Source organism: Gilliamella sp. Imp1-1 (genome assembly GCF_001690415.1).
Classification (GTDB): domain Bacteria; phylum Pseudomonadota; class Gammaproteobacteria; order Enterobacterales; family Orbaceae; genus Gilliamella; species Gilliamella bombi.
On record NZ_LZHK01000045.1, the window covers coordinates 1 to 26,592 of the forward strand.

Below are 26,592 nucleotides of genomic sequence, written 5' to 3' on the forward strand. Positions count from 1 at the left end.
TGGTTTACCTGTCAAGTAATTATTTGTTTTATTTAAATTTTTATAATTATTCACTTATTTAATAAGCTTGTTTCCCTATAGTGGTTAAAGTATAGCCGTTTAAAAAATAGTTGGCTAGTTTTTTGGCGAATTTTTTGTAAAGAAATGTAAAGATGAAAATAATCTTTTAAAAACTGTTAGAGTGTTTTACCCACAATCGCTTAGACTTTTGTTTATTACCTTTTGTTAGTTAGCTATTGTTTGTTAGCTTCTGAATCGCTAGATGTTGACTGATTATGTTGTGTTATCTTTAAACAACCATTAAATCCATTTTGCTTTATCATTCGTTTATGAGCTGGTAAATGATATATTTCCTCATCATTACTTATGAATGATGAGGAAATATTTATTTTTTTATAACTTATTTATTATCTAAGATTCTATTGACTTTTATTAGATAATTACGTGACTCTTGCGAAACGTGAGAAGTGACAAGTTTTCGATAAACCTGTTGTGGTGTCATTGAGTTTATGATGTTGATAGCTTCATTGCGATCGTTAGAAAACGTACGCAACACACTTCCTACTCCTCCATTATAAGATGTGATCACGGCGTATCTTAACGAAATTGGGTTATTAATGCCTGCTAAGTATTTCGTTTTTAATAAAGATAAATAAGCTGTACCTATATCAACATTATTACGCGGATCGAGTAAGAATTTTCGACTTGGTTCACCCGATTTGCCTTGTAATTTGAAAATATCACGCCCAGCGGTGTGTTGTTGTACTTGCATTAGTCCAAGCGCATCAGTACGGCTGACAGCATATGGGTTAAATGCAGATTCAACTTCCATAATGGCTAAGATCAAGCGTTCATCAATAAAATAACGATTAGAAGCTTCAGCTACTATTGGTAAGAATTTTCTGGCACGTTGATTTATGTGGTTAGGAACAAGTTTAATTTCAACATAAGTAATTTTATAAGAACCAGACCAGCGAGTTTTTATATTATTGCTAAGCAGATAATCAGCAAAACTATTGGCTCTGCCACTCCAACGAATCGGTTGATGCTCTTGATCTAATACCTGATTGTATAGAAATGGTTCTTGAGATAAGTCTTGACTGATTTTGTCATGTCGTATAATGTCAACTGGCTCTGACATAAGTAATGTCGAAACTATCGCTTCTTTTAGGTTTTCTATTGGTGATTCTGCCATCGTTTCAATAGTAATCACACCAGAAACAAAGTTAATATGGACACGCGTTTTTAAATTATCTTCATATTGAACATAATCTTTAGGCCCTGCAATAAGGACTTCTTTCGGACCCCAAATTTCTTCAATGTTATTAGCATATTGACTAATTAAGATATTAAAAGCATTAGTATCTTTAACATAATTGTTTTCATTTTTTTTTGAATTCGTACTAGGGCAACCTGTTAGAAGAGTTACAGAAATAATTAACGCGATGATTTTTTTATTTTTTTTCATTTTACATCTCAATTTTGCGGTTTATATCCATCAATAACAACTTCTTCGCCTTCAAATAGAAATTTGATCATTTCAGCTTCAATTTTTTTTCGGTGTTCTAGATTCATCATATTGAGTTTATGTTCGTTAATGAGCATTGTTTGTTTTTTGAGCCATTCTTGCCATGCCTGTTTGGATATTTCGTTAAAAATACGTTTTCCAATCTCCCCCGGATAAAGTTGAAAATCTAATCCCTCTGCTTCTTTTTTTAAATAATGGCAATAAACGACACGGCTCATTTTTATCTCTTTTAAGTACACTTAACGAATAGTGGCTAATTATACCTGAAAATAATTATAGATAAGAAGAAAATTATTATATTAATTTTAAATTGAATTCACCTTTAATGAGTGAATATTAATTTAAAATATTTGAATAATTATTTACTTTACACCGCAATTAGTTTGATTAAAATGATAGGAACTAGTTAATAAAATAAATAAGGATTAAACAATGCAGCCAAAAATCACACGTGAACTTTTTGATAAAGTTATTTTACCTATTTATGCACCAGCAAAATTTATCCCCGTAAAGGGTAAAGGAAGTCGTGTTTGGGATCAAAATGGTGAAGAATATATTGATTTTGCAGGTGGCATCGCTGTAAATGCGCTTGGGCATTGTCATCCAAGATTAGTTAAAGCATTACATGAACAAAGTGAAAAGTTATGGCATGTAAGTAATGTTTTTACTAATGAGCCGGCTTTAAATCTTGCTCAAAAACTTATCGATAATACGTTTGCTGAACGTGTTTTTTTTGCAAATTCTGGTGCCGAAGCTAATGAAGCTGCGTTTAAATTAGCTCGTCATTACGCAATACATAAATACAATCCTTATAAGACTAAAATTATTGCTTTTTATCAATCTTTTCATGGGCGTACATTTTTTACCGTCTCTGTTGGCGGTCAGGCTAAGTATTCGGATGGTTTTGGTCCAAAACCAGCTGATATTATTCATGTTCCTTTTAATGATCTTGATGCAGTTAAAGCTGTAATGGATGATCATACTTGTGCGGTTGTACTAGAGCCTGTGCAAGGTGAAGGTGGATTAACTTCAGCCACACCCGAATTTTTACAAGGTTTGCGTGAGCTATGTGATGAATATAAAGCGTTACTGGTGTTTGATGAAGTGCAGTGTGGAATGGGTCGAACAGGCAGTTTATTTACTTATCAGCAATATGATGTAAAACCCGATATTTTGACCTCAGCTAAAGCACTGGGCAGTGGATTTCCAATTAGTGCTATGTTAACAACAGACGAAATTGCTTCAGTTATGCATCCCGGTGTGCATGGTACAACTTATGGTGGTAACCCTTTAGCTTGTGCTGTGGGTTGCGAGGCTTTTGATATTATTAATTCTCCTGAAATACTTGAAGGTGTGCAAAAACGACGTGCTGTATTTATTGAGCAATTAGAGGAAATTAATGATAAATTTAAATTATTCCGAGAGTATCGTGGAAAAGGGTTATTGTTAGGCGTAGAATTACAACCCAAATTTCACAATAAAGCTCGTGATTTTTTGAACGTAGCATCCGAATTTAAAGTGATGATTTTAAATGCCGGACCTAATGTTTTACGCCTTACCCCATCACTAATTATTTCTGAAGATGAAATTAAAGAAGGTATGACTCGATTTGCGAAAGCTGTGGAAAAAGTTGTCAATTCTTAAGTTTTTCTATACAGTAACGGCATTTTAGTCAATTAAATGCCGTTGCATTTAAAGGATACTTATTTATGACCAATATTCACCCATTAAATTATGCTAAAACTCATTTTATTTTGAGTGCGCCTGATATTTCTCATCTACCTATTGATAGTGGTGTTGAAATTGCTTTTGCTGGCCGTTCTAACGCTGGTAAATCAAGCGCACTTAATACATTAACCAATCAAAAAGGGCTTGCTAGAACAAGTAAAACGCCAGGTCGAACCCAACTTATTAATCTTTTCGAAGTTGAAGAAAATTGCCGTTTAGTAGATTTACCCGGTTATGGCTATGCTCAAGTGCCAGAGGCGATAAAGCGTAAATGGCAAAAAGCATTGGGCGAATATCTGCAAAAACGTGAAAGTTTAAAAGGTTTGGTTGTATTGATGGATATTAGACATCCATTAAAAGATTTAGATCAACAGATGATTGAGTGGGCGGTTTCAGTTGATATTCCTATTATGTTACTGCTTACTAAAGCTGATAAATTAGCTTCTGGCGCTCAAAAAAAACAAGTTAATATGGTGAAAGAAGCCATTTTACCTTTTCAAGGAGATATTACTGTTGCTCCTTTTTCATCACCTAAGCGTATTGGACTTGAAGCTCTAAAACAAAAATTAGATGAATGGTTTAGTTTGCAATAAAGGATCATTCAATGAATAGTTCAACATTTTCGTTTCAATCTTTATCACCAGATTTAATTATTGATAGCCTATCTTCAATAGGATTGAGTATAGATTCTGGTTTGACTGTGTTAAATAGTTATGAAAATCGTGTTTATCAATTTCAAGATGAAGATCATAAACGTTATGTGGTTAAGTTTTATCGACCAAATCGTTGGGATCGTCAGCAAATTCTTGAAGAACATCAGTTTACTAAGCAATTAGCTGATGCTGAGGTTCCCGTTATTACGCCATTAACATTTAATAATACGACACTACACGAATATCAAGGTTATCTGTTTACGTTGTTTGCTAGTGTTGGAGGACGACAATATGAGATGGATAATATCGAGCAAATGGAATCTGTGGGTATGTTGCTTGGTCGTATCCATCAAATTGGTGCTAAGCAGACATTTTTACATCGTCCAACTATTGGATTAGAAGAGTATCTTTATCGGCCACAAGATATCTTGCTATCTAGCGCTTATATTTCTAAGAAAGTTCAAACTGACCTTAAAGATATTTTAGCCCAGTTAATAAAAACTGTTGAACAGCATTGGCATAACGATTGGCAGCCTATTCGATTACATGCCGATTGCCATGCGGGTAATATCTTATGGCGCGATAATGCAATGTTTGTTGATTTTGATGATTCTCGTAATGGCCCTGCAATTCAAGATCTGTGGATGTTACTGCATGGTGATCGTCAACAGCAACGTTTACAGTTGGATTTATTGATTGAAATGTATCAGGAGTTTTGTGAGTTTGATCATCATCAATTAAAGCTTATCGAACCTTTAAGAGCGATGAGAATGATTCATCATTTAGCATGGATTTTAGAGCGTTGGCAAGATCCTGCTTTTCCTATCGCCTTTCCATGGATTACTGATGAGGATTTTTGGCGTCAACAATTAGCTGAGTTTAATAAGCAAATTGATGCAATTAAAGCTCCTACAATACAGTTAATGCCAATGATGTGAATATAAAGCGTATTAATTGAGTAGTTTTAATAATTCGTTTAAATTAGGCTGGTTTGTGACTAACTTCTCTTTTTTTTGTTTAGAAAGCTGTTTTATTCGGTACTCAAGCCTAAGCGCCATCGATCTGTCACCAATATAGATCCGGTACACAATAGTTAAATCTTTTTGCCCTTTTAGATGCTTTGCACCTTTGTTGGTTTGATGTTGGTGAAGCCTTCTTTCCACATTTGTTGTAATACCAGTATAGAGTGATTTTTTTGCTGTTCTAATAATATATAAAAACCATTCGGATGCGCTATTAGACATAACTAACCAATAATATAAATTCAATTATTTAACCATAATATCATTTTAATGGCATAGCAAATATTCATCACTTTTTAATTAATACTATTCATACTACTAGTTAAACGTTACTGTTTCATTTACTTTAACGCAGATAATGTTTAAGATAAGTCAATTTTTTTGATGTATTCTGGGATAATAAAATTTGAATAACTTTGCAAAAATTATTGAAGTTCAACGTGGCGATATGAAGTTCGCCTATGTGCAAAATGACGAAATCAATTATTTAGAACTTTTTGACCAATTTTTGGCAGAAGAAGGACATCATGAATTACTCGATCCTAGCGATAAATTAGAGCGATATACTTATTTAATCGATCATAATGAATCAAAATTTATTTTTAAAATTGATGGCGGTGTTGAGCATCGTTTAGAGCGTCGTTTAATCGCCAAAATTACAGGCGACTTTTATTTCAATTTGATTCGTAAACTCGCCAAAATATCACTTGATAATGCCGATATTGCTTATGAACTGTATTTGGTTGCTTTTGATCAAAAATCTAAACGCCATTATATGATTTTTAATTTTATCGAAGGACGTTCTTTAAAGTGGGAAGAAATGAAAGAGTATGGCGAGCAAGTTAAAAACTGTATTGAAAAACTGCACAGTTATAATTTAGTATCTAATGATATTCATGGCGGAAATTTTATCTTAACGCCTGAAGGAAAAATCAAGGCCATCGATTTAACGAACTCAGGATTTATTTGGCTAACTAAAGCCAATGACGCAATCGAGTTGAAAGAACGCTTTGATATCAAAATTAAGGTTCCTTTTTTTGCAATGGCAATTAAAAAGTTTACTCATGGGTTTAAACGATTGTCTCGGAAGATCCGAGGGAAAGAAGATTAATTATTCTACCATTGTGAGAGTTTGTTGATCCTGTAAAGGTTCGAGTGATTATTATTCAGTATAATCGTAATTTTTTAATTAGTGATACCGTGAATTAGTTTCGTTATCACGTATATCACTAAAAAATATCTCGATTAGTTAGAGGAAATTGACGAGCTTAAAAGCCATTTAACTTGTATCTGACATAAAATACATTTATTATAACTAGAGTAAAAACCTTTTTATTATCACAGAATTTAATATTCTGAAAAAGTATGTATTTTTTATTAATAATCTATAATAGAAATAAAAAATGTTTAAGTGGGTAGCTACCTTTTAGGCCATGCCTACTTTAGTATGCCCACCACCATTGGTATGGTAATTTTGACTTTTTTCTTTATGTCTATGATCCATTTCGGCGCACTCGATTTATAACGATGAATAAGGAAACATCATGAAAACACTAGATCCCAGCATTTACCCTTGGATTGACGCAGCAAAACAGGCGGTTAAACGAGAAAAAATCAAGTTTTGCCACTACTTCAGCTCAATTGAAGAAACAGGCGACCAAGCCGCTTATGATGCCGCTTATCCTCTCTATATAAAGGCTCTACAAGATTTATATGAAGTTGGAATTATCCCCCCAAGTACAGCAGATATAGACGAACTCAAAGCCATTGCGGCTGGTAATTTTCACCCGAAATTTAATGAAGTATTTCCCGATGTAGTATTTTCAGAAGATGATTGACTATTTACTTTATGGCTAATAAATTTATTCTTCCCAAAGATAAGCATGACAGAATTTTCGAGAATGCAATCAAAAATGAATATCTGAGATTTGTTAAACCTTCAAATAACCCTGAAGTAATTTTACTCGGCGGACAGGTCGGCTCCGGCAAATCAACAGTAAGAAATGAATACGCCAAAAACAATTTCTTGGTTATTGATACCGATGCTTATAAATAAACTAATTTTACATGGTTATTTCATCTAGTGATAAACTAAAGCTTGGAACAAAAACGTCTAAGAAGTAATTCATTTCAGGACTGTTACGTTCAGATAAAGTCTTTTTTAAACGTTGTTCTGCTAATTTAAACTCATTATTGCCCGCACTGAGCTCTTCAATCGTTTTAAGGTAAGCGCATAATGCATCTGCTTGTTTTAAAATACTTTTCTCGATTTCGTCATAAAAATCATCATCAATTAATGTTCTAAAATCATCTTGTAACTCTTTAGGAAGCATATTGATAAGTTTATGCTGTGCTATTTTTTCAATCTTTTTATATTCAACCGTTATTTGTGGATTGTAATACTTTGTTGGTGTTGGTAGATCGCCAGTTATCACTTCCGAAACGTCGTGGTACATTGCCAGCAATGCAATTCTTTCTGGATTAACATTTCCATTAAATTTCTTGTTTTTAATTATTGCTAAGGCATGTGCAACGAAAGCAACCTGTAAACTATGCTCCGATACATTTTCAGTTCTTACATTACGCATTAAAGGCCAACGATTAATAAGTTTTAATCGTGATAAATGAGCAAAAAAATGACTGTTATTCATACATTATCCCTTTAATATAAAATAAAAACGCTCCTATTAAAAACAGGAGCGTCTATAATATAAAATAATATTACTTATATTTTATGCAAAAATAAGCTGTTGAGTACCCAATGCAAGTGGCACGATTTGCTCTTCTGTAAATGTGATATATTCCCATGCATTTTGTTTTGCTAGCAATGCTTGCAATAATTGATTATTCAATGCATGACCTGATTTATAACAAACAACTTCACCAATCATATTGTGACCGCTCATATATAAATCACCGATAGTATCAAGCATTTTGTGACGCACAAACTCATCTTCAAAACGTAAACCATCTTCATTAAGCACTTTATAATCATCAACAACAATTGCACAATCTAAACTACCACCAAGACATAAGCCTTTAGATTGTAATGCTTCAATATCACGCATAAAGCCAAATGTTCTAGCACGACTGATTTGACGAATAAATGATTCAGACGAAAAATCTAGTTGATAACGTTGTGAACTATTGTCGATAGCTGGATGTTGAAAATCAATAGTGAAATCTAGCTTAAAACCACTATAAGGTCTTACTTCAGCCCATTTATCACCATTTTCAACTCGAATTGTTTCTTTTACACACAAAAACTTTTTAAGTGCATTTTGTTCAGCAATACCAGCATCAAGCAATAAAAAAACAAACGGACTTGCACTACCATCCATAATTGGTATTTCAGGGGCATTAACTTCAATAATAATATTATCAATACCAAGCCCTGCTAATGCAGCATTAATATGTTCAACTGTAGAAATACGAACATTATCTTCATTTATTAAACAAGTACAAAGCATTGTATCACGCACAGACTTCGCATCCACAGGAAAATCTACATATGGATTTAAATCAGTACGACGGTAAATTATACCTGTATTTTCAGGCGCAGGACGTAATGTCAAAGTAACTTTTTTGCCAGTATGTAAACCAACACCAGTTGCTTGAATAGTCTTTTTTAATGTTCTTTGTTTCACTTTGCACCTACTTTTTTATTTACTCTTACCGATTTTGACAATAAAAAATCAAATAAGTTCAACTTTACTTTAATTCGCTTGCTTCCGTATGAAAGCTGGAATATCTAAAATCTTATGTTCTTCAAGAGGAGAAGCTATTGGTTCATTAACAACCTTAGCTAATTTATCTTCTTGTTGTCCCAAAGGATTGCTTCGACTAAATAGATCATTGTGTGATGCTGATTTAGGTATTTTAACTTCTGGACGTTTATCCATACCAATACCCGTTGCAACCACTGTTACTCGAATTTCATCAGATATATCTGGATCAAAAGTTGAACCAACAACAACCGTAGCATTATCAGAAGCAAATGCTTTAACTGTGTTACCGACTGTTTCAAATTCTTCTAAACCAATATCAAATCCAGATGTTACGTTAACTAATACGCCTCGAGCGCCAGATAAATCAATATCTTCAAGTAATGGGCTAGAAATTGCCATTTCTGCGGCTTCTTCAGCTCGATTATCACCACTAGCTCGACCAGATCCCATCATAGCATATCCCATTTCAGACATCACTGTTCTAACATCAGCAAAATCGACATTGATAAGACCAGGTTTAGTAATCAGCTCAGCGATCCCTTGTACTGCACCTTTTAAAACACCATTAGCTGCAGCAAAAGCATCAAGTAATTTAACACCACGACCTAATACTTTTAATAATTTATCATTCGGAATAGTAATTAGTGAATCAACATGTTTTGCCAACTCAGAAATACCTTGCTCAGCAAAAGCCATACGCTTTTTACCTTCAAAACCAAAAGGTTTAGTAACAACTGCAACAGTTAGAATTCCTAATTCTTTTGCTATTTCTGCAACAACAGGAGCTGCACCCGTTCCAGTGCCACCACCCATTCCTGCTGCGATAAAAACCATGTCGGCTCCTTCGATAGCACTACGAATGACATCTCGATCTTCCTCAGCTGAATTTCTACCGACTTCTGGATTAGCACCTGCACCAAGCCCTTTAGTAACATTAGTCCCGATTTGGATAGTTTGACCTACCTTAATTCTTTTTAAGGCTTGCGCATCTGTATTTGCTGCAAAAAATTCAACGCCTTCAATATGTTCAGCAATCATATGCTCGACAGCATTACCGCCGCCACCACCTACACCAATAACTTTAATGACTGCTGCTGGTTCATCATCTGCAACCATAGGTTCAAACATAACTTATCTCCAAATTTACGATCTGCGAACATTGTACAGATAATCATCTACAATGTCCACGAAGTTCTTGAAATATATTAGCTAAAATTCTTTTTTAAACCATCCGGTTAATCGTTTAGCTATCCCTTTTAATGATGATTTATTATTATCTTTTCCATCATCATTTAATAAACTTTGTTTTCCATAATGCAATAACCCTATAGCTGTTGAACAATAAGGTTTTTGAACATAGTCGGTTAATCCAGATATATTTAATGGCTGACCAATACGCACTTGATTTTGAAAAACTTTTTCAGCGCACTCTACCATTCCTTTTATTTGCGCTGCACCACCAGTTAAAACAATACCTGCTGCTAATTGATATTTGATATTCTGTTTTTTAAGTTCTTCTTGTAATACAAGTAACTCTTTTTGTACCAACGAAAGAAGTTCTGAATAGCGTGGTTCAATTACATCAGCAAGAGTTTGTCGTTGCAATGAACGTGATGGTCTTCCACCTACGCTTGGAACATCAATAACTTCATCTTTGCCAATTAATGAACCTACAGCGCATCCATAACGAATCTTAATATTTTCAGCATCCATTGGCGGAGCGCCAAATGCATATGCGATATCGCTAGTAACAACATTCCCAGCATAAGGGATTACAACTGAATGACGTAACGCACCTCCCGTATAGACCGTTACATCCATTGTACCGCCACCCATATCAATTACGCAAACACCAAGTTCTTTTTCATCATCCGTTAAAACTGCATAGCTAGAGGCCAATCCAGAAAAAATAAGTTGATCCACTTTCAAACCACAACGTTCTACTGCTTTCACAATATTTCTAGCCATATCATTATGACAAGTAATTAAGTGAACTTTGGCTTTCATTCTTACTCCAGATAAGCCAATAGGATTTTTAATACCTTCTTGCAAATCGATAGAATATTCTTGTGCAATGACATGCAAAATACGGTGCTCATCTAAAATTCTGACTGATTTTGCTGTATGAACAACATTGTCAACATCTTCTGCGGTTACTTCTTCATCCTCTATTGGCACCATGCCTATCTCATTTTGACAACGAATATGTTTACCTGAAAGGCTTAAATATACTGAAGATATTTGACAATCAGCCATTAATTCAGCTTGGTCAACCGCTCTTTGGATTGATTTTACGACAGACTCAAGATCGTTCACACCACCTTTATCAACCCCTTTTGATGGACAATGACCTACACCGATGATGTTGACAACACCATCGGGAAGAACTTCACCAACAAGAGCAAGTACTTTGGATGTACCAACCTCTAATCCAACAACCAATTTTTTTTCTGTTGCTTTCATACTTCAGCCTTAATTTATTCCTTACTGCACCATTTTTTCTCTTTGCACTGAAATGCCATTCTCATAACGTAAATCAGCGACCATTATTTTTTCATTTTCTGGCATTCTTGACTGAATTTCCGGAAATAACTTGATAAATTGTTGATATCTTTGTTCAATATTTTCACTACCTAATAGTAATTTTATTTCCTGATTTTCTTGGCAAAAACCTGATACACACTGTTTTACCATCAATTGCCACGCGTTACGTTCATCAGTTATTGCTGTTTTAATATGTAGTGCCAACTGATTATTAGCTAATTTTTTAGAAAGATTCTCTAATTTATAATAAGTTTCTAACGCCGATTTTGCTTTACCCTCTGGACCATATAATTTTGGTAATTTTAAGTTGCTTATACGGTCAAGTGGTACGCTAAATACATTGCCACTTTTATCAAGTAAAAATAAGTCATTCCAATAAAGCACGGGTTTATATTCTTCGACATAGACAATTAACCTATCTGGCCACTGTTTACGTACACTGGTTTGCTTCACCCACGGAAATCGCATTACTTCTTGTTGAATATCATTAACATCTTGTCCTATATAGGTATTAGGCAACCCAAGTCCTAAAATAGCTTCCCGAAGATCATCCTCAGTTGTATAGGTATGTTCTCCACTCAATGTTAATTGAGACAATACCATTTGTTCGGGATCATCCATCCAATTTTTAAAACTTTGAACGACCCAAATACTAATACAAATAATCGCAATAAAGAACAAAAATCCTATTAATTGCTCTGTATTACGAAAAATAAGCAGCTTTCTTTTGTTTTTATCGTCCCTTCTATGCGCTGCTTGCCGAACTTGTTTCATAAAATAAGGCCAATTATAAAGTTGCCAAATTCAAAATTTTAGCAACAAGCTCATTAAATGACCATCCATGTTCTTTTGCCGCCATTGGTACCAAACTATGATCTGTCATACCTGGAGCGGTATTAACTTCAAGTAAAAAAGGTTTTTGGTTAGCATTAAACATGATATCAACTCTTCCCCACCCTCGACATCCTACTGCTTTATAAGCATCTAACGCTAATTTACGAATTTCTTGTTCTTGTTCATCAGATAAACCGCTTGGACAAAAATACTGAGTGGTATCAGATAAATATTTCGCATCATAATCATAAAATTTAGTTGCGGGTTTAATATGGATTGAAGGTAAGACCTCGTCACCAACAATTGCTACCGTAAATTCTGGACCTGCTAAAAATGACTCAACCATCACTACACTATCATATTTGAAAGCTGCGCTAATAGCTTCTTCCAATTCAGATGCTTCATTAACTCTAGCCATTCCCACACTTGATCCTTCATGACTTGGTTTAACAAACAACGGTAAACCAAGCTGTTTAACTATGGTATCAGTATCAATTGATTGTGATTTTTCAACCATAACATATTCAGCAACAGGTAAATTGAGTGATTTCCACACTAACTTAGTTTTCAGTTTATCCATTGTTAAGGCTGATGATAAAACATCACTGCCTGTATAAGGAATATTTTGATAAGTCAAAATCGCTTGAACAATACCATCTTCCCCACCACGTCCGTGTAAAATAATAAAAGCTTTTGTATAACCTTCTTCTTTTAAATTGGTAATAGGATGATATTTAGTATCAATAAGATGCGCATCGATACCATTTGCCAACAATCCTGCATGTACAGCCTTACCTGACTTAAGTGACACTTCCCGTTCAGCTGAAGTACCACCATACAATACAGCAACTTTATCTACCATTTTATAAAACCTCTTCTGATGATAATTGAGTTTTGGCTAATTGGCGTGCTATACGACCAACACTACCTGCACCTTGTGTAATTAATAAATCACCACTTTGTAAAACTTCTTGCATTATTTCGGGTAGCAAATCTAAATCCGAAACATAAATTGGGTCAACTTTGCCACGATTGCGAATAGAACGGCATAACGAACGGCTATCTGCACCAGCAATAGGTTGCTCTCCTGCGGAATAGACATCTAACATAACAAGTGCATCGACTTGAGAAAGCACTTGTGCGAAATCGTCAAATAAATCCCGAGTACGCGTGTATCGATGTGGTTGGAATAACATAACCAATCTTCGTTCAGGCCAGCCGTTTCTTGCTGCTTGAATTGTTGCATTAACCTCGCTAGGATGATGACCATAATCATCAACCATCATTATATCGCCACCATCAACATGCGGGAATATACCTAATAAATCAAAACGCCGACTAGTACCAGCAAATTTAGCTAATGCATTTATAATTGATTCATCATCAATACCATCTTCTGTTGCTGCAATTATCGCAGCCGCCGAGTTTAAAGCATTATGTTTACCAGGTGCATTTAACTCAATCTGCAAATCTTGGCGATCTGGGCGACAAACAGTGTAATAGCTTACACCTCGTTCTTGACGATAATTTTTAATGACAACGTCAGCCTCTTCGCTAAATCCATAAGTGATGATTTTACGTCCCACAATCGGTAGTAATTCTCGATTAATAGGATCGTCGTAACACATAATAGCTAAACCATAAAATGGAAGGTTATGTAAAAATGAAATAAATGTTTGTTTTAGATTATCAACACTACCTTGATAAGTGTCCATATGGTCAGGCTCTATATTTGTTACAATAGATACCATCGGTTGCAAATGAAGAAATGAAGCATCACTTTCATCAGCCTCAGCAATAAAATAACGGCTACTACCTAATTGAGCATGTGTTCCTGCCGCCTTAACTAAACCACCATTAACAAAAGTTGGATCGAGTTTCGCCTCAGCATAAATAGAGGTAACCATAGCAGTAGTTGTAGTTTTACCATGAGTACCAGCAATTGCTATACCATATCGAAAACGCATTAATTCAGCTAACATTTCAGCACGTTGAATAACAGGTATACGTGCTGAACGAGCAGCTATTACTTCAATGTTATCTTGCGAAATAGCTGAGGATATAACAACAACGCTAGAATTAATCACATTTTCAGCCGCATGGCCAATAACAATTTTTGCCCCTAATGTTTCTAGATGTTGAGTAACCGCATTTTCAGCAATATCTGATCCACTAATTTGGTATCCTTCATTAGCGAGAACTTCAGCAATTCCTCCCATACCAGCACCACCAATACCCACAAAGTGAATATGTTTAACTCGCTTCATTTCAGGAATAATTGCTCTTAACTTCGCTAATTCCTTTGTATTCACTATTTAACTCCTAAATTATTTTATAGTTCACAGTACATATCATCATTGAACATATCTATCATCGTTATTTTTTAATGCTCAAATGAATCATTGACTCAAACATATATCTAACCTGAAACATTTTGACAAAAATATTACATAAATTTATGTCAGAAAAGTATTATTTTATCACCGAATTAAGGGCTTCTGCTACTTTTTCTGTGGAATTCACAATAGATAAACTTTTAGCTTTAATTGCCATTTCAATTAATTTGTCACGGTTCAAATTACATAACAAATTGGATAGCGATTCAGCACTAAAATCAGGTTGCTCGATAATATTAGCAGCACCTATATCTGCTAGTGATTTTGCATTCCAAAATTGCTGACGATCTTTATGCATAAACGGAATAAAAATAGCACCAATACCAACTACTTCAATTTCACTAACGGTTAATGCTCCGCTACGACAAATTACAATATCTGCCCAATTGTATGCATCTGCAACATCTTGGATAAATTCAGTCACTTTGTTATTGGTCATATCGCAATTTTGGTATGACTGAATTACGGAATTCAACATTCCTTTACCTGTTTGATGCCATACTACATATTTATCGGATAATTTTGTTATCACTTTAGGCACAATATCATTAATAACTTTAGCTCCTTGGCTGCCTCCCATGACTAATACTCTAATTGGCCCATCACGATCTTTGAATCTTTCTTCAGGTTTTGCCACAGTCAAAAGATCACTACGAACAGGATTGCCAACTACTTCTGCCTTAGGAAAAGCAGTAGGAAATGCTTGTAAAACTTTAGCTGCTATTTTAGCTAGATATTTGTTGGTTAAACCTGCTATACCATTTTGCTCATGTAATACAACTGGTATACCAAGTGTTTTTGCTGCAATCCCCCCTGGGCCTGAAACATATCCTCCCATACCTAGAACAACATCAGGGCGATAAGTTTTTAAAATTTTTCTAGCTTGTAAAACTGCTTTTAAAATTTTATAAGGTGCTTTTAATAATGCCATAACACCTTTGCCTCGTAGCCCTGATATTTCGATAAAATCAATATCAATACCATTTTCAGGAACTAAGTGTGCTTCCATTCGATCGGCAGTTCCTAACCATCTTACCTGCCAGCCTTGCTTCATTAAATATTGCGCCACAGCAATACCCGGAAAAACATGCCCCCCAGTTCCTCCTGCCATAACTAATAATTTTTTCATTATTTTATTAACCTTATTCTTGCTTGGGCTTGTTGTTGTCTAAATTCAAAATCAATTCGGAGTAATATTGCTGTTGCAATACTCATAACAATAAGGCTTGATCCACCATAACTAATAAATGGTAGTGTTAATCCTTTAGTAGGCAACATACCAGATGTAACCCCCACATTTACAAATGTTTGAAAACCAAACCATATCCCGATTTCACAAGCTAAATAACCAGAGAACAATGAATTTTCATTCAGTGCTCGATAACCAATTGCAAGCGCCTTAAATGTTAGAAAGAAAAGTAATGACAATAAAGCAACTACACCTATATATCCATACTCTTCTGATATAATTGAGAAAATGAAATCAGTATGACATTCGGGTAAATAACCTAATTTCAGTACAGAATTTCCCATACCTTGCCCAGTAACGCCTCCATTACCAATTGCCATTAATGAGGCGACTAATTGATAACCTGAACCTGTAGCATCTTGCCAAGGATCAAGAAAGGTTAACAGTCGTGTCAAGCGGTAAGACTCATACAAAATCAAACAAATTACTGCGCCAACTCCCGTTAGCAAAATAGCAATAAATTGCCACAATTGCGCACCTGCAATAAATAAAATGCCAATAGTGACCATAAATAAAACAATAACAGTACCTAAATCTGGTTGTTTAAGTAACAAAATAGAAAGTATAGTCATAACAACCATTGGTTTAAAAAAACCCCAAAAGCCACTTTGTACTTCTTCAGATTTACGTGATAAATAACCAGCTAAGAATAAAAATAGCGCTAATTTTGAAAGTTCTGCAGGTTGAAAATTGAATACTCCTAGAGGTATCCAACGAGATGCGCCATTAATCGAAGAACCAATACCTAACACAACGATTAACATAATAATAGCAATAATAAGTAAAACAGAAGCAAACTGTTGCCAACGTTGCATTGGAATATAAAGCGTAATAAACATTAAAAACAATGATAGTCCTAACTGAATAAGTTCTCGTTGTGTATAAAAGAAAGGATCACTTTCATTAAATGCCATTGAAGACGATGTCACCATGATCAAACCGAAGATCATTAAACCTAACACAGTCCAAAGTAGCTGGTTGTCAAATGGTATGTGGGGATTAACCTGTTTTTTTAACCAAAAGAGTGTCATTTTGTACTCCTTTGAGTATATTGTTCAGCAAATTGTGCAAACTGTTTTCCGCGTTCAATATAATTCTTAAACTGATCTAAGCTTGCGCATGCTGGAGAAAGTAAAACCACATCATTTGGTTCAACTTTTTTAGCAATAACTTGCATTGCATCAGACAATGTTTCAGTTACAGTTGTTATATGAGGGGCTAGCTTAGCAAGGATAAAACGATCACGACCAAAACAAAAAATTTCTAGATTTCTGTTTTCAAAAAAAGGAATCAATGGCGAAAAATCCGCTGATTTTCCATCCCCGCCTAATAATAAAAATAATTTCCCTTTGCAAACTACGCTATTTAATGCTGCTTCTGTACTACCTACATTGGTTGCTTTGGAATCATTAATCCACTTCACACCATTTCTTTCCAACACTAACTCAAAACGATGTGGTAGGCCATGAAATGAAATAATTGTTGCTATACTGGATTCCCGTGAAATTTTCAGTTTATCAACTATAGCTAAAGCTGCTAACGCATTAAGATAATTATGGCATCCCGCCAGTTTCATTATGTTAGTCGCTACTACTGGCTGCTCTTGTGCAATCAAATGTTCAAAGAGGAAATCTAAATGATAATCCCCTTTATTCACACCAAATGAAACGCAGTTTTTTTGTCGGTCAGTCGGAATAGTTAACTTATCATCATGGTTAATTACACAATACTTGGCATTATGATAAATACGTTGCTTAGCCTCAACATATTGCATTAATCCAAGAGGATAACGATCCATATGATCTTCTGAAATATTTAAGATTGTTGCAACTGTAGCTTTTAAACTCTGAGTTGTTTCTAGCTGAAAGCTAGACAGTTCAAGAACATATACATCGTAATCTTGATTCAATAACGATAATGCTGGCTGCCCAATATTACCACCAATAGCGACTTTAATACCTGCCGACTTAATAATTTCACCAACTAATGTCGTTACTGTCGTTTTACCATTTGCACCTGTAATGGCAATAATTTGCTTACTGTTTTGTTGATTTAATTCACGGCAAAATAGTTCAATATCACCAATAATTTCAATACCTTTTTTAGCTGCCAGTTGTAGTTCAGGTGTTGATAAAGCAATTCCTGGACTGACTATTATTAAATCAGCATCAAGCAACCACTCAACATTTAATTCCCCTAAATGGCAAGCAACACGTTTGTCTAATTGTTCCATTCCTGATGGCGATTTACGAGTATCAATAACTTTAGGTATAACATTTTGAGCAAGAAAATAGTCTACACAAGAAAGTCCTGTGACACCTAAACCAATAATAACGACATTTTTCCCTTGATAGCTAACCATGATTTGATCCTAATATCTTTTATTAACGTAATTTTAAAGTTAATAAACCTATTACAACTAACATCAATGAAATTATCCAAAACCGTACAATAACACGTGGTTCTGGCCAGCCTTTTAATTCATAATGATGATGAATTGGTGCCATACGGAAAACTCTTTTACCCCGTAATTTAAATGATCCTACTTGTAAAATTACGGATAAAGTTTCAATAACAAAAATTCCGCCCATAATCAGTAATAAAAATTCTTGTCGTAATAAAACAGCAATAATTCCAAACACGCCACCTAACGCTAGCGATCCAACATCTCCCATAAAAACCATGGCTGGATATGTGTTAAACCATAAAAAACCAAGTCCAGCACCAATAATTGCAGTGCAAACAATCATCAGCTCTCCGCTGAATTTGATATAAGGAATATTCAAATAAGCAGCAAAATTGACATTTCCTGTAGCCCAGGCTACAAGCGTAAAACCAGCGGCTACAAAAACAGTTGGCATAATTGCTAACCCATCAAGCCCATCTGTTAAATTAACGGCATTACCAGCCCCTACAATAACTACGTAAGTTAACAAAATGAACCATAGTCCCAATTGAGGCATCACATCTTTAAAAAATGGCACAACAAGTACTGTTACCGTGCTATCTTTGCCATAAATATAAAGACCAAAAGCAACAATTAACGCAATAACCGATTGCCAAAAGTATTTCCATCTAGCAATTAATCCAGCACTATTTTTACGAATTACTTTTAAATAATCATCAGCAAAGCCAACAATGCCATAACCAATTAAAACAAATAAAGTTACCCAAACATAAGGATTGCGTAAATCTGCCCATAACAGTACCGATAAGGAAATTGAGGCTAAAATTAGCGTTCCCCCCATAGTTGGTGTTCCTTTTTTACTTAAATGAGACTCAGGTCCATCATGACGAATAACTTGACCAATCTGTAATTTTTGTAGCCAGTCAATGACTTTTTGCCCCAAAAATAATGAAATTGCTAACGAAGTTAATAAACCTAAAATAGCTCTTACCGTTAAATAAGAGATAACATTAAAAAAGGTAAAATGTTTAACTAAATATTCCGATATCCAAAGCAACATAATCTTAATCCTGACTCATTTTGAGTTGTTCAATTTGAATTTTTTCGATAACTTCTTCCATTTTTGCACTACGCGAACCTTTAACTAACATTATTAAACTTGGTTGTTGGCGTAACAGCATTAATAGATAATTCACTGCATCTTGTTTATTATTGAAATGGTGGCCTACACCACTAAACTGGCTAATAAATTGACTTAATTTGCCTACACTTACTACACAATCAATTTTTTCATCATGAGCAAGCTCACCTATTTGGCAATGATATTTTTCAGCTTCTGACCCTAGCTCTCCCATATCGCCGACGACTAAAATACGATAACCCGGTTGTTTTGCCAAGACTTTGACTGCCGCTGACATTGATCCAACATTAGCATTATAAGTATCATCCCAAATTAATTGGGTTTGATTTAATTTTATTGGAAATAATCGTCCTTTTACAGGCGTTAAAGAGGCCAAGCCTTGTTGAATCTGATTCAAAGTTGCTCCAACAGAAAGCGCTAAAGCTGATGCTGCGATCGCATTTGAAATATTATGTTTCCCAACTAGGGATAACATAATCTCACATTCACCTTTAGGTGTATGTAATGTAAATGTTGTATTTTTTTCGTGTTGAATATTACTAGCATAAAATTGAGCAGAAGGGTTCGTTAACGAAAAAGTCCAAACTGTTTTGTTTACTAACTGAGTAAACCATTTATCAGAACAACTATCTAAATTAATAATAGCAATACCACCATCAAGCAATCCTTGAAAGATTTCGCCTTTAGCTTTTGCTACACCTTCAAGTGATCCAAAACCTTCTATATGTGCTTCTGCAATATTATTAATTAAAGCACTTTGTGGTTTAACAAAATTTGTAGTATAAGCAATTTCACCAATATGATTAGCGCCTAATTCTATAACTGCAAACTGGTCTTGTTTAGTTAAGCGTAACAGCGTTAATGGCACCCCGATATCATTATTGAAATTGCCTTGTGTATAAAGGGTCTGTCCACAGTGTTGTAATATTGCCGCAGTCATTTCTTTAACTGACGTTTTACCTGATGAACCTGTAAGCGCAACAATTTTAGCTGTACTTTGCTGCCGAATAAAATTAGCGATTACCCCTAAAGCCAAGCGAGTATCCTTAACAACAATCTGTGGTATGGGCTTATCAAGTTTATGATCGACGATCACGGCTATAGCACCATCTTTAATAGATTGTTCAGCAAAAGCATGTCCATCAAAATTATTTCCAACAAGTGCGATGAATAGCGATTGTTTTATTATTTTTCGTGAATCAGTGCAAATTGTATCAATCACAGCACTTTCGTCTTGAATGTAATAAGATTCACCATTAACTATTTTTTTTATTTGCTCAATTTCTAATGGAATCATGATTGATTCTCTACTCCTAGAATTTTTTTCACTGTTTCTTGATCTGAATAGTAATATTTGGTATTACCAATTATTTGATAGTCCTCGTGCCCTTTACCTGCAATTAAAATGACATCATTAGGCTTAGCCTGCTTTAATGTTTGTGTAATAGCCTGCACTCTATTGGTAATTATGTTTACATTATCGGTATGATGTAAACCTTGTTGGATATCGTGAATAATCTTCATTTCATCTTCAGTGCGTGGATTATCATTAGTTAAAACAATTTTATCGGCAAATTGTTCTGCGATTTCAGCCATTAAAGGTCTTTTTCCAGTATCCCTATCGCCACCACATCCAAAAATCACCCATAAAGAACCTTTACAATGAATTCGACTAGCTTGCAAAGCTTTCTGTAACGCATCTGGAGTATGTGCATAATCAACAATAACCGTTGGGCTATTTTTTACATGTAAAACCTCCATTCGCCCACAGATTGGAGTCAAAAAAGAAGCCATATTAACAACAGCAAAAAATGGGTAGTTCAATGTTAAAAGTGTAGCTATGGCTAATAACAAATTAGAAACATTAAATTCACCTAGCAATCGACTATTAATAATGGCATTTCCCCAACTTGATTCCATATGAATTTGGGCACCTTTATCAATATATTCGATCATTGATACACCAACGTAAGGTATATTTAACGCCTTGAGTCGACGTAATGATTTTGTTTGACATGATACAGCTGTCACTTGTGGAAGTTTTTCAATCCATCTTTTACCATAGTTGTCATCATAATTAATAATTGATTTACCAGCAGTTAAAACTTGTTTTTCTTTTTCATCAAGGCTAAATAACGACCATTTTGCTTTTGCATATCTACTCATTGTTTTGTGATAATCAAGATGATCTCGACTTAAATTGGTAAATACAGTAGCTGCGCAATTTAGTCCTTTAACCCGGTCCATAGCAAGCCCATGTGAAGAAATTTCCATCGTTACAACTTTGACCTGTTTCTCTACAAATTCGGCTAATAAGGTTTGCACATCTACTGCTGATAACGTTGTATTAACTGATGGCTCAAGTTCATTATAAATTCCATTACCAATAGTTCCCATTAGTGCTGTTTTTTCATTCAATAATGTTAAACATTGGGCAATAAGCTGACTAACAGTTGTTTTCCCATTGGTTCCTGTCACACCAATAACAGATAATTTTTTTGATGGAGAATGATAAAACTCATTAGCAATCAGGGATAGACGTTGTGAAAGTTGGAAAACACTAATTTGTGGAATTATCGATTTATTTTCATGCCTAATATAGTCAATTTTTAAGTCATTTGATTTTCTACTTGCTTCTACTAAGATAACAACTGCACCCATTGAAATAGCTTGTGGAATAAATGCTTGACCATCAACTGTATGACCTTTGATAGCGATAAAAACATCGTTTTTTCCTACTTTGCGACTATCTATACGCAAATGATTAAGTGGAAAATCATCTAATTTTAAATTACATCTTCCACCTAATAATTCCAATAATGTTTTAAACGAGTTTGTTGCTAGCATTTTCACCTACTAATAAATAATCATTTGTCCATCAACTTGGCGATCGGGTTTCACATTCATCGTCCTAAGCACACCGCCCATAATACGACTGAAAACAGGTGCAGAAACTGAACCACCATAATATTGGCCAGCTTTAGGATTATCAATAACAACAACTAGTGAATACTTTGGTGCTGTTGCTGGAGCGATACCTGCGGTATAAGCTAAATATTGATTAACATACCGTCCACCGGATAATTTTTTCGCTGTTCCTGTTTTAACTCCAACACTATAACCAGGAACCGATGCTTTAGTTCCTCCACCAGTAACAGCTACAGCCTCCATTAATTGAACAACTGTTTTAGCATCTTTTTCAGAAACTACACGTTTACCCTTAACAGGTTCTGTGACTTTTAAAATTGATACAGGTCGGTAAATTCCATAACTACCGATAGTTGCATAAGCTCTTGCTAGCTGTAATGGGGTAACAGTTAATCCATATCCAAACGCAAATGTTGCTCGCTCAATATCAGCCCATTTTCTGGTTCTATCGGCTGCAATTGAACCACTAACTTCACCACCTAAGCCTAATTCCGTTGGTTGACCTAATCCAAATCGACTATAGAATTCTACAAGATCATCCTGTTGCATTTGTAAAGCTAGCTTACTTACTCCAACATTACTTGATTTTTCTAAGATACCTGCCAAATTAAGCGTTTTTTGATATGACACATCTTTAATTTCATAACGATTAACATAAAAAGGTCTAGTATCGATAATAGTATTTAAGTTAGCAATTTTCTTTTCTAAGGCAGCCATTACAACTAGCGGTTTAACCGTAGAGCCTGGTTCAAACGCATCAGTAACAGCTCTATTTCTCAATAAATTATAATCAATTGATGAGCGATTATTTGGATTATAAGATGGGCTGGTTGCCATCGCTAAAATCTCACCAGTATGCACATCAACCAATACAGCTGTTCCACTATCCGCTTTGTTAAATTGAACCGCTTGACTAAGTTCGCTATAAACTAGTGATTGTAAACGCTCATCTATACTTAATATTAAATCTGATGCTGTTTCTGTTTCTGTCCGTTCTAATTCTTCAATAACACGACCTAGTCGATCACGTCTTACAACTCTTTGCCCCGATTCACCTATTAACCATTTATTAAAGCTTTTTTCAATACCCTCAGAACCTTTCTCAGCACCATTTGCATCAATATCTGTTAAACCAATTAATTGAGCTATATTTTCTGCCGCAGGGTAATAACGTTTAGATGTTTTAGCAAACGATATCCCCGGTAACTTTAGTTTTTTTAAATAGTCAGATATTGTTGGCGTTACTTGCTTAGACAAATAAACAAATCTCATTGATGGATTATTTAATTTTTGCTTTAGCGTTGACATTGGGATATTCAACGTTTGCGCTAATCCTTGCCATCTAATATCATCAGCTTTAACACCACCTTTTTGTACAACAATTTTAGGATCTGCCCAAACATCAAACATCGGTACACTTACTGCTAACGCACGCCCATTACGATCGGTGATCATGGCTCTTGGTGCATCAATTTCTTGGTGACGAAGTGAGCGCTTATTACCTTCAGCAATCAGTTTATCTGGTTCAATAATTTGCAATAATGCCATTCGAGCCATAAGACAAATAATCGCTAAAATAATAAGTCCATATATAATATAAAAACGATTCGGTGTAAAAAACTGTCTTTTATCATTTAACCTATTATTTTTATTTGTTTTTGCAACCTTTTTAGTTTTATTTTTTTTATATTTAGTGGCAGGTTTCATTATTTACTCTTTATTACAATGACTGTTTCATTTTGCTGTGTCACATAAGACATACCTAATTGATTTCTAGCTTTCTCTTCGACACGTTTTGGATCAGCAAGTACATTTTCTTCAATAACTAAATTCCGCCATTCGCTTTCTAACACATCTTGTTCTAATAAAAGTTGCTCACGTTCAAATAACTGTTTACGAATCTGTTGCGTTGTTATTAATACTGCACCAGCAGAAATAATAATCATCACAAGTAATAACAATGAAATTTTTTGATGCCTAAATAAATCCCCAATAATTACACCAAACAAGCTTTTACTCGGTCTTTTTTGAAAATTTTTATCAATATAAGTTTTATCTAGAAAAAAATCATTGTTTTGGTTATTCATTTTTCCTTTCTGCTACCCTTAATATTGCGCTTCGGGAACGCGGGTTATTATTAATTTCAATAGTTTGAGGTTTAATTTTGCCAAGGGATTTTAATTTAGCACCACCATATTTTTTTATTTGTTGTTCAGTTAATGGTAATCGAGCTGGTAAATCTGGACCTTTACTCTGTTTACTAATAAATTGTTTTACAATCCTATCTTCTAAAGAATGAAAGCTAATAACCGCTAATCTTCCTTGATTGGCAAGCACTGATAAACAACTATTTAGCACTTGCTCGACTTCTTCCAACTCACTATTAATATAAATACGAATAGCCTGAAAACTACGTGTAGCTGGATGCTTATTTTTATCCTTTCTTGGTGTAGCTTTTTCAATTAAATTAGCCAACTCTAAGGTACGAGTAATCGGCGAAATTTTATTCTGCTCGACAATCGATCGAGCAATACGTTTGGCAAATTTCTCTTCACCAAATGTCTTTAATACCCATGAAATATCGTCTTCATCACTGCTAAGTAACCATTCACTTGCAGTTAAACCTTTGCTAGTATTCATGCGCATATCAAGAGGTCCATCACGCATAAAAGAGAATCCCCTGTCAGGATCATCAAGTTGTGGTGATGAAACACCTAGATCTAACAAGACACCATCAATTTCACCCAATAATTCTAACTCTTCAATATATCGGTATAAATTAGAAAATTCACCACGAATAAAAGTAAATCGAGGATCTGTTATCTGTAACGCAGCTTGCTCTGCACGTTCATCACGATCAATAGCAATCAATCGTCCTTGTGTACCAAGTTGTTCAAGTATTAAACGAGAATGACCTCCTCGCCCAAAAGTACCATCAACATAAATGCCATCTTTTTTTATATTTAATGCATTCACAGCTTCGTTTAATAAAACCGTCGTATGTTGATAATCCATCAATCTTTACTCTTATTAAATAGTTAAACTTTTCAAATTATCTGATAAGTTTTCAATATCGCTTGATAATGCGGTAATATCATCATTAATTTGTTGATACCAACTTGCCTCATCCCAAATTTCAAATTTATTAGATTGACCAACAAACATTATATTTTTTTCTAATTTTGCATAAGTACGCAATGTAGGTGACAATAAAATTCGTCCAGAATTATCCATTAGGCACTCAGTTGCATACCCCAATAACAATCTTTTTATTCTACGTTCAGTTTCAACAATGGTTGATAATGTTGCAAGTTGCTGTTCAATACATTTCCATTCGGACATTGAATAAAGTGTCAAGCATGGGTCGTATAAACCAATTGTGCAAACCATACCTTCAGATAAAAACTCTCGGTAGCGAGTAGGAATAGCTAATCGCCCTTTATTATCTAAACTAATTGAAATTGCACCACTAAACATAAAAGTATTTTTCTTTATAATTTATTTAAATTTTAATTAATAAAAATCAACATGTTAATAAAAACACCCATTTTTACCACTTAACCCCACTTTTTACCACAAAATTTAATAAATTAATAGGTATTTGAATAATTAATTTATAAATGATTTAAAAGCATCTTCTAGGTTTTTTATGTAGAAAATAAATTGCTGGTATAAGGAAATTAAGGAGGGGGGATTTGCCGACGTAAGTCGGCAAACAAAAATGAAGAAAATTTAAGATACGGTCCAAAACCCAGTTATACTAACTTTATCCTGCTGCAAAACAGCACGAATAGGCATTTGATTAATATCATTATCTTTCTCAGCTTGTTCTAATACACGCAATTTGCTTTCACCAACTAAATGTAGGTAGATATTTTTGCTATTTAAAATAGCTGGTAATGTTAATGTAATACGATCTAGTGGTGCTGTTAATGGTGTCATACCAACAACTTTCCGTCCAGATTTCATATCTAAACCGTTAGCCAAATTAGCAGCGCCTGGGAATAATGAGGCAGTATGCCCATCTTCTCCCATACCTAAAATCACTACATCAAATGGCATCGGAACTTTATCTAAAAGTTTATTTGTAACTTCTGCACCATCAAATGGATTATTACAACTGTTTTTTAAACCGACAAAATTAGCCAATTTAGCATTATTTTGTAATAGATAAGTGTTCACTAACTTTTCGTTACTAGCATCATCAGTATCATCAACCCATCTATCATCCACCAACGTAATAAAAACTCTACTCCATGCTATATTTTGTTGACTAAGTGAAACAAACAGTGGAATAGGTGTTCTACCACCAGAAACCGCAATTGAAGCATGTCCTTTTTGTACAATGGCTTGTTTTAATTCATTGACGATATGTGAGGTTAAATCTTCGATCAATAATTGACTATTTTGATATTTATTTAACATAAACATAGT

At 34.6% G+C, this 26,592-nt stretch carries 27 protein-coding genes; 6 read left to right on the forward strand and 21 right to left on the reverse strand.

Annotated features, from left to right (window positions below; all coding sequences use genetic code 11):
• Window positions 1-400: 400 nt before the first annotated feature.
• Both mltC and A9G38_RS03945 read right to left on the reverse strand, forming a co-directional pair.
• The gene (mltC, locus tag A9G38_RS03940) at window positions 401-1,468 is read right to left on the reverse strand and encodes a membrane-bound lytic murein transglycosylase MltC (protein WP_034914627.1); all 1,068 of its coding nucleotides are present in this window, start codon (window positions 1,466-1,468) and stop codon (window positions 401-403) included.
• 8 nt (window positions 1,469-1,476) lie between these two features.
• Complete coding sequence (locus tag A9G38_RS03945; protein WP_034914624.1) at window positions 1,477-1,746, reverse strand: oxidative damage protection protein; 270 nt, start codon at window positions 1,744-1,746, stop codon at window positions 1,477-1,479.
• A gap of 214 nt (window positions 1,747-1,960) precedes the next feature.
• On the opposite strand from A9G38_RS03945, the gene argD reads away from it, so the two are divergent.
• The 3 genes from argD (at window position 1,961) to A9G38_RS03960 (ending at window position 4,847) form a co-directional block, all read left to right on the forward strand.
• The gene (gene argD, locus A9G38_RS03950; protein WP_034914613.1) at window positions 1,961-3,172 is read left to right on the forward strand and encodes a bifunctional acetylornithine/succinyldiaminopimelate transaminase; all 1,212 of its coding nucleotides are present in this window, start codon (window positions 1,961-1,963) and stop codon (window positions 3,170-3,172) included.
• Window positions 3,173-3,237: 65 nt separating this feature from the next.
• The gene (gene yihA / locus A9G38_RS03955) at window positions 3,238-3,849 is read left to right on the forward strand and encodes a ribosome biogenesis GTP-binding protein YihA/YsxC (RefSeq protein WP_034914609.1); all 612 of its coding nucleotides are present in this window, start codon (window positions 3,238-3,240) and stop codon (window positions 3,847-3,849) included.
• A gap of 11 nt (window positions 3,850-3,860) precedes the next feature.
• The gene (locus A9G38_RS03960; protein WP_034914604.1) at window positions 3,861-4,847 is read left to right on the forward strand and encodes a serine/threonine protein kinase; all 987 of its coding nucleotides are present in this window, start codon (window positions 3,861-3,863) and stop codon (window positions 4,845-4,847) included.
• Window positions 4,848-4,859: 12 nt separating this feature from the next.
• On the opposite strand, the gene A9G38_RS03965 is transcribed toward A9G38_RS03960, so the two are convergent.
• The gene (locus A9G38_RS03965; RefSeq protein WP_034914645.1) at window positions 4,860-5,153 is read right to left on the reverse strand and encodes a GIY-YIG nuclease family protein; all 294 of its coding nucleotides are present in this window, start codon (window positions 5,151-5,153) and stop codon (window positions 4,860-4,862) included.
• A gap of 184 nt (window positions 5,154-5,337) precedes the next feature.
• On the opposite strand from A9G38_RS03965, the gene A9G38_RS03970 reads away from it, so the two are divergent.
• From A9G38_RS03970 to A9G38_RS03980, 3 genes are all read left to right on the forward strand, one after another.
• The gene (locus tag A9G38_RS03970) at window positions 5,338-6,042 is read left to right on the forward strand and encodes a lipopolysaccharide core heptose(II) kinase RfaY (protein ID WP_034914601.1); all 705 of its coding nucleotides are present in this window, start codon (window positions 5,338-5,340) and stop codon (window positions 6,040-6,042) included.
• A gap of 433 nt (window positions 6,043-6,475) precedes the next feature.
• Window positions 6,476-6,769, forward strand: coding sequence for a hypothetical protein (locus tag A9G38_RS03975; RefSeq protein ID WP_065623142.1), 294 nt, complete (start codon window positions 6,476-6,478; stop codon window positions 6,767-6,769).
• A gap of 11 nt (window positions 6,770-6,780) precedes the next feature.
• Complete coding sequence (locus A9G38_RS03980) at window positions 6,781-6,987, forward strand: zeta toxin family protein (RefSeq protein ID WP_034910164.1); 207 nt, start codon at window positions 6,781-6,783, stop codon at window positions 6,985-6,987.
• Window positions 6,988-6,994: 7 nt separating this feature from the next.
• Here the strand turns inward: A9G38_RS03980 and yfbR are convergent, their stop codons facing one another.
• From yfbR to pgl, 18 genes are all read right to left on the reverse strand, one after another.
• Complete coding sequence (gene yfbR / locus A9G38_RS03985) at window positions 6,995-7,582, reverse strand: 5'-deoxynucleotidase (RefSeq protein WP_034910166.1); 588 nt, start codon at window positions 7,580-7,582, stop codon at window positions 6,995-6,997.
• Window positions 7,583-7,663: 81 nt separating this feature from the next.
• A complete protein-coding gene (gene lpxC, locus A9G38_RS03990; protein WP_034910167.1) occupies window positions 7,664-8,578 on the reverse strand; it encodes a UDP-3-O-acyl-N-acetylglucosamine deacetylase in 915 nt (304 codons plus the stop codon).
• Between the two features lie 69 nt (window positions 8,579-8,647).
• Window positions 8,648-9,787 (reverse strand): cell division protein FtsZ, encoded by a 1,140-nt coding sequence (gene ftsZ / locus A9G38_RS03995; RefSeq protein ID WP_034910168.1) that lies wholly within the window; start codon window positions 9,785-9,787, stop codon window positions 8,648-8,650.
• Between the two features lie 81 nt (window positions 9,788-9,868).
• On the reverse strand, window positions 9,869-11,122 hold the full coding sequence (ftsA, locus tag A9G38_RS04000; RefSeq protein ID WP_034910169.1) for a cell division protein FtsA: 1,254 nt from the start codon (window positions 11,120-11,122) through the stop codon (window positions 9,869-9,871).
• A 21-nt stretch (window positions 11,123-11,143) separates the two neighbouring features.
• A complete protein-coding gene (locus A9G38_RS04005; RefSeq protein WP_051634136.1) occupies window positions 11,144-11,977 on the reverse strand; it encodes an FtsQ-type POTRA domain-containing protein in 834 nt (277 codons plus the stop codon).
• A 13-nt stretch (window positions 11,978-11,990) separates the two neighbouring features.
• Window positions 11,991-12,899 carry a D-alanine--D-alanine ligase gene (locus tag A9G38_RS04010; RefSeq protein WP_034910172.1) on the reverse strand — a complete coding sequence of 303 codons (909 nt, stop codon included), beginning with the start codon at window positions 12,897-12,899 and terminating at the stop codon, window positions 11,991-11,993.
• Between the two features lies 1 nt (window position 12,900).
• Window positions 12,901-14,349 (reverse strand): UDP-N-acetylmuramate--L-alanine ligase, encoded by a 1,449-nt coding sequence (gene murC, locus A9G38_RS04015; RefSeq protein ID WP_034910174.1) that lies wholly within the window; start codon window positions 14,347-14,349, stop codon window positions 12,901-12,903.
• Window positions 14,350-14,509: 160 nt separating this feature from the next.
• On the reverse strand, window positions 14,510-15,562 hold the full coding sequence (gene murG / locus A9G38_RS04020; protein ID WP_034910177.1) for an undecaprenyldiphospho-muramoylpentapeptide beta-N-acetylglucosaminyltransferase: 1,053 nt from the start codon (window positions 15,560-15,562) through the stop codon (window positions 14,510-14,512).
• Window positions 15,562-16,713, reverse strand: coding sequence for a cell division protein FtsW (gene ftsW / locus A9G38_RS04025; protein WP_080702294.1), 1,152 nt, complete (start codon window positions 16,711-16,713; stop codon window positions 15,562-15,564). Before ftsW ends, murG begins: the two co-directional genes overlap by 1 nt.
• Complete coding sequence (murD, locus tag A9G38_RS04030) at window positions 16,710-18,044, reverse strand: UDP-N-acetylmuramoyl-L-alanine--D-glutamate ligase (protein ID WP_034910179.1); 1,335 nt, start codon at window positions 18,042-18,044, stop codon at window positions 16,710-16,712. Before murD ends, ftsW begins: the two co-directional genes overlap by 4 nt.
• Window positions 18,045-18,066: 22 nt before the next feature.
• The gene (gene mraY / locus A9G38_RS04035; protein WP_034910182.1) at window positions 18,067-19,149 is read right to left on the reverse strand and encodes a phospho-N-acetylmuramoyl-pentapeptide-transferase; all 1,083 of its coding nucleotides are present in this window, start codon (window positions 19,147-19,149) and stop codon (window positions 18,067-18,069) included.
• Between the two features lie 4 nt (window positions 19,150-19,153).
• On the reverse strand, window positions 19,154-20,527 hold the full coding sequence (gene murF / locus A9G38_RS04040; RefSeq protein ID WP_034910185.1) for a UDP-N-acetylmuramoyl-tripeptide--D-alanyl-D-alanine ligase: 1,374 nt from the start codon (window positions 20,525-20,527) through the stop codon (window positions 19,154-19,156).
• A complete protein-coding gene (gene murE / locus A9G38_RS04045) occupies window positions 20,524-22,077 on the reverse strand; it encodes a UDP-N-acetylmuramoyl-L-alanyl-D-glutamate--2,6-diaminopimelate ligase (protein ID WP_080702295.1) in 1,554 nt (517 codons plus the stop codon). Before murE ends, murF begins: the two co-directional genes overlap by 4 nt.
• Window positions 22,078-22,086: 9 nt before the next feature.
• Window positions 22,087-23,865, reverse strand: a complete 1,779-nt coding sequence (ftsI, locus tag A9G38_RS04050; protein WP_051634137.1) for a peptidoglycan glycosyltransferase FtsI — start codon at window positions 23,863-23,865, stop codon at window positions 22,087-22,089.
• Complete coding sequence (gene ftsL, locus A9G38_RS04055; protein ID WP_080702296.1) at window positions 23,865-24,245, reverse strand: cell division protein FtsL; 381 nt, start codon at window positions 24,243-24,245, stop codon at window positions 23,865-23,867. The genes ftsI and ftsL overlap by 1 nt, the downstream gene beginning before the upstream one ends.
• Window positions 24,238-25,173, reverse strand: coding sequence for a 16S rRNA (cytosine(1402)-N(4))-methyltransferase RsmH (gene rsmH, locus A9G38_RS04060; protein WP_034910189.1), 936 nt, complete (start codon window positions 25,171-25,173; stop codon window positions 24,238-24,240). The genes ftsL and rsmH overlap by 8 nt, the downstream gene beginning before the upstream one ends.
• A 15-nt stretch (window positions 25,174-25,188) precedes the next feature.
• Window positions 25,189-25,635, reverse strand: a complete 447-nt coding sequence (gene mraZ / locus A9G38_RS04065; RefSeq protein WP_034910191.1) for a division/cell wall cluster transcriptional repressor MraZ — start codon at window positions 25,633-25,635, stop codon at window positions 25,189-25,191.
• 255 nt (window positions 25,636-25,890) lie between these two features.
• The gene (gene pgl / locus A9G38_RS04070) at window positions 25,891-26,589 is read right to left on the reverse strand and encodes a 6-phosphogluconolactonase (RefSeq protein ID WP_034910194.1); all 699 of its coding nucleotides are present in this window, start codon (window positions 26,587-26,589) and stop codon (window positions 25,891-25,893) included.
• Window positions 26,590-26,592 lie beyond the last annotated feature (3 nt).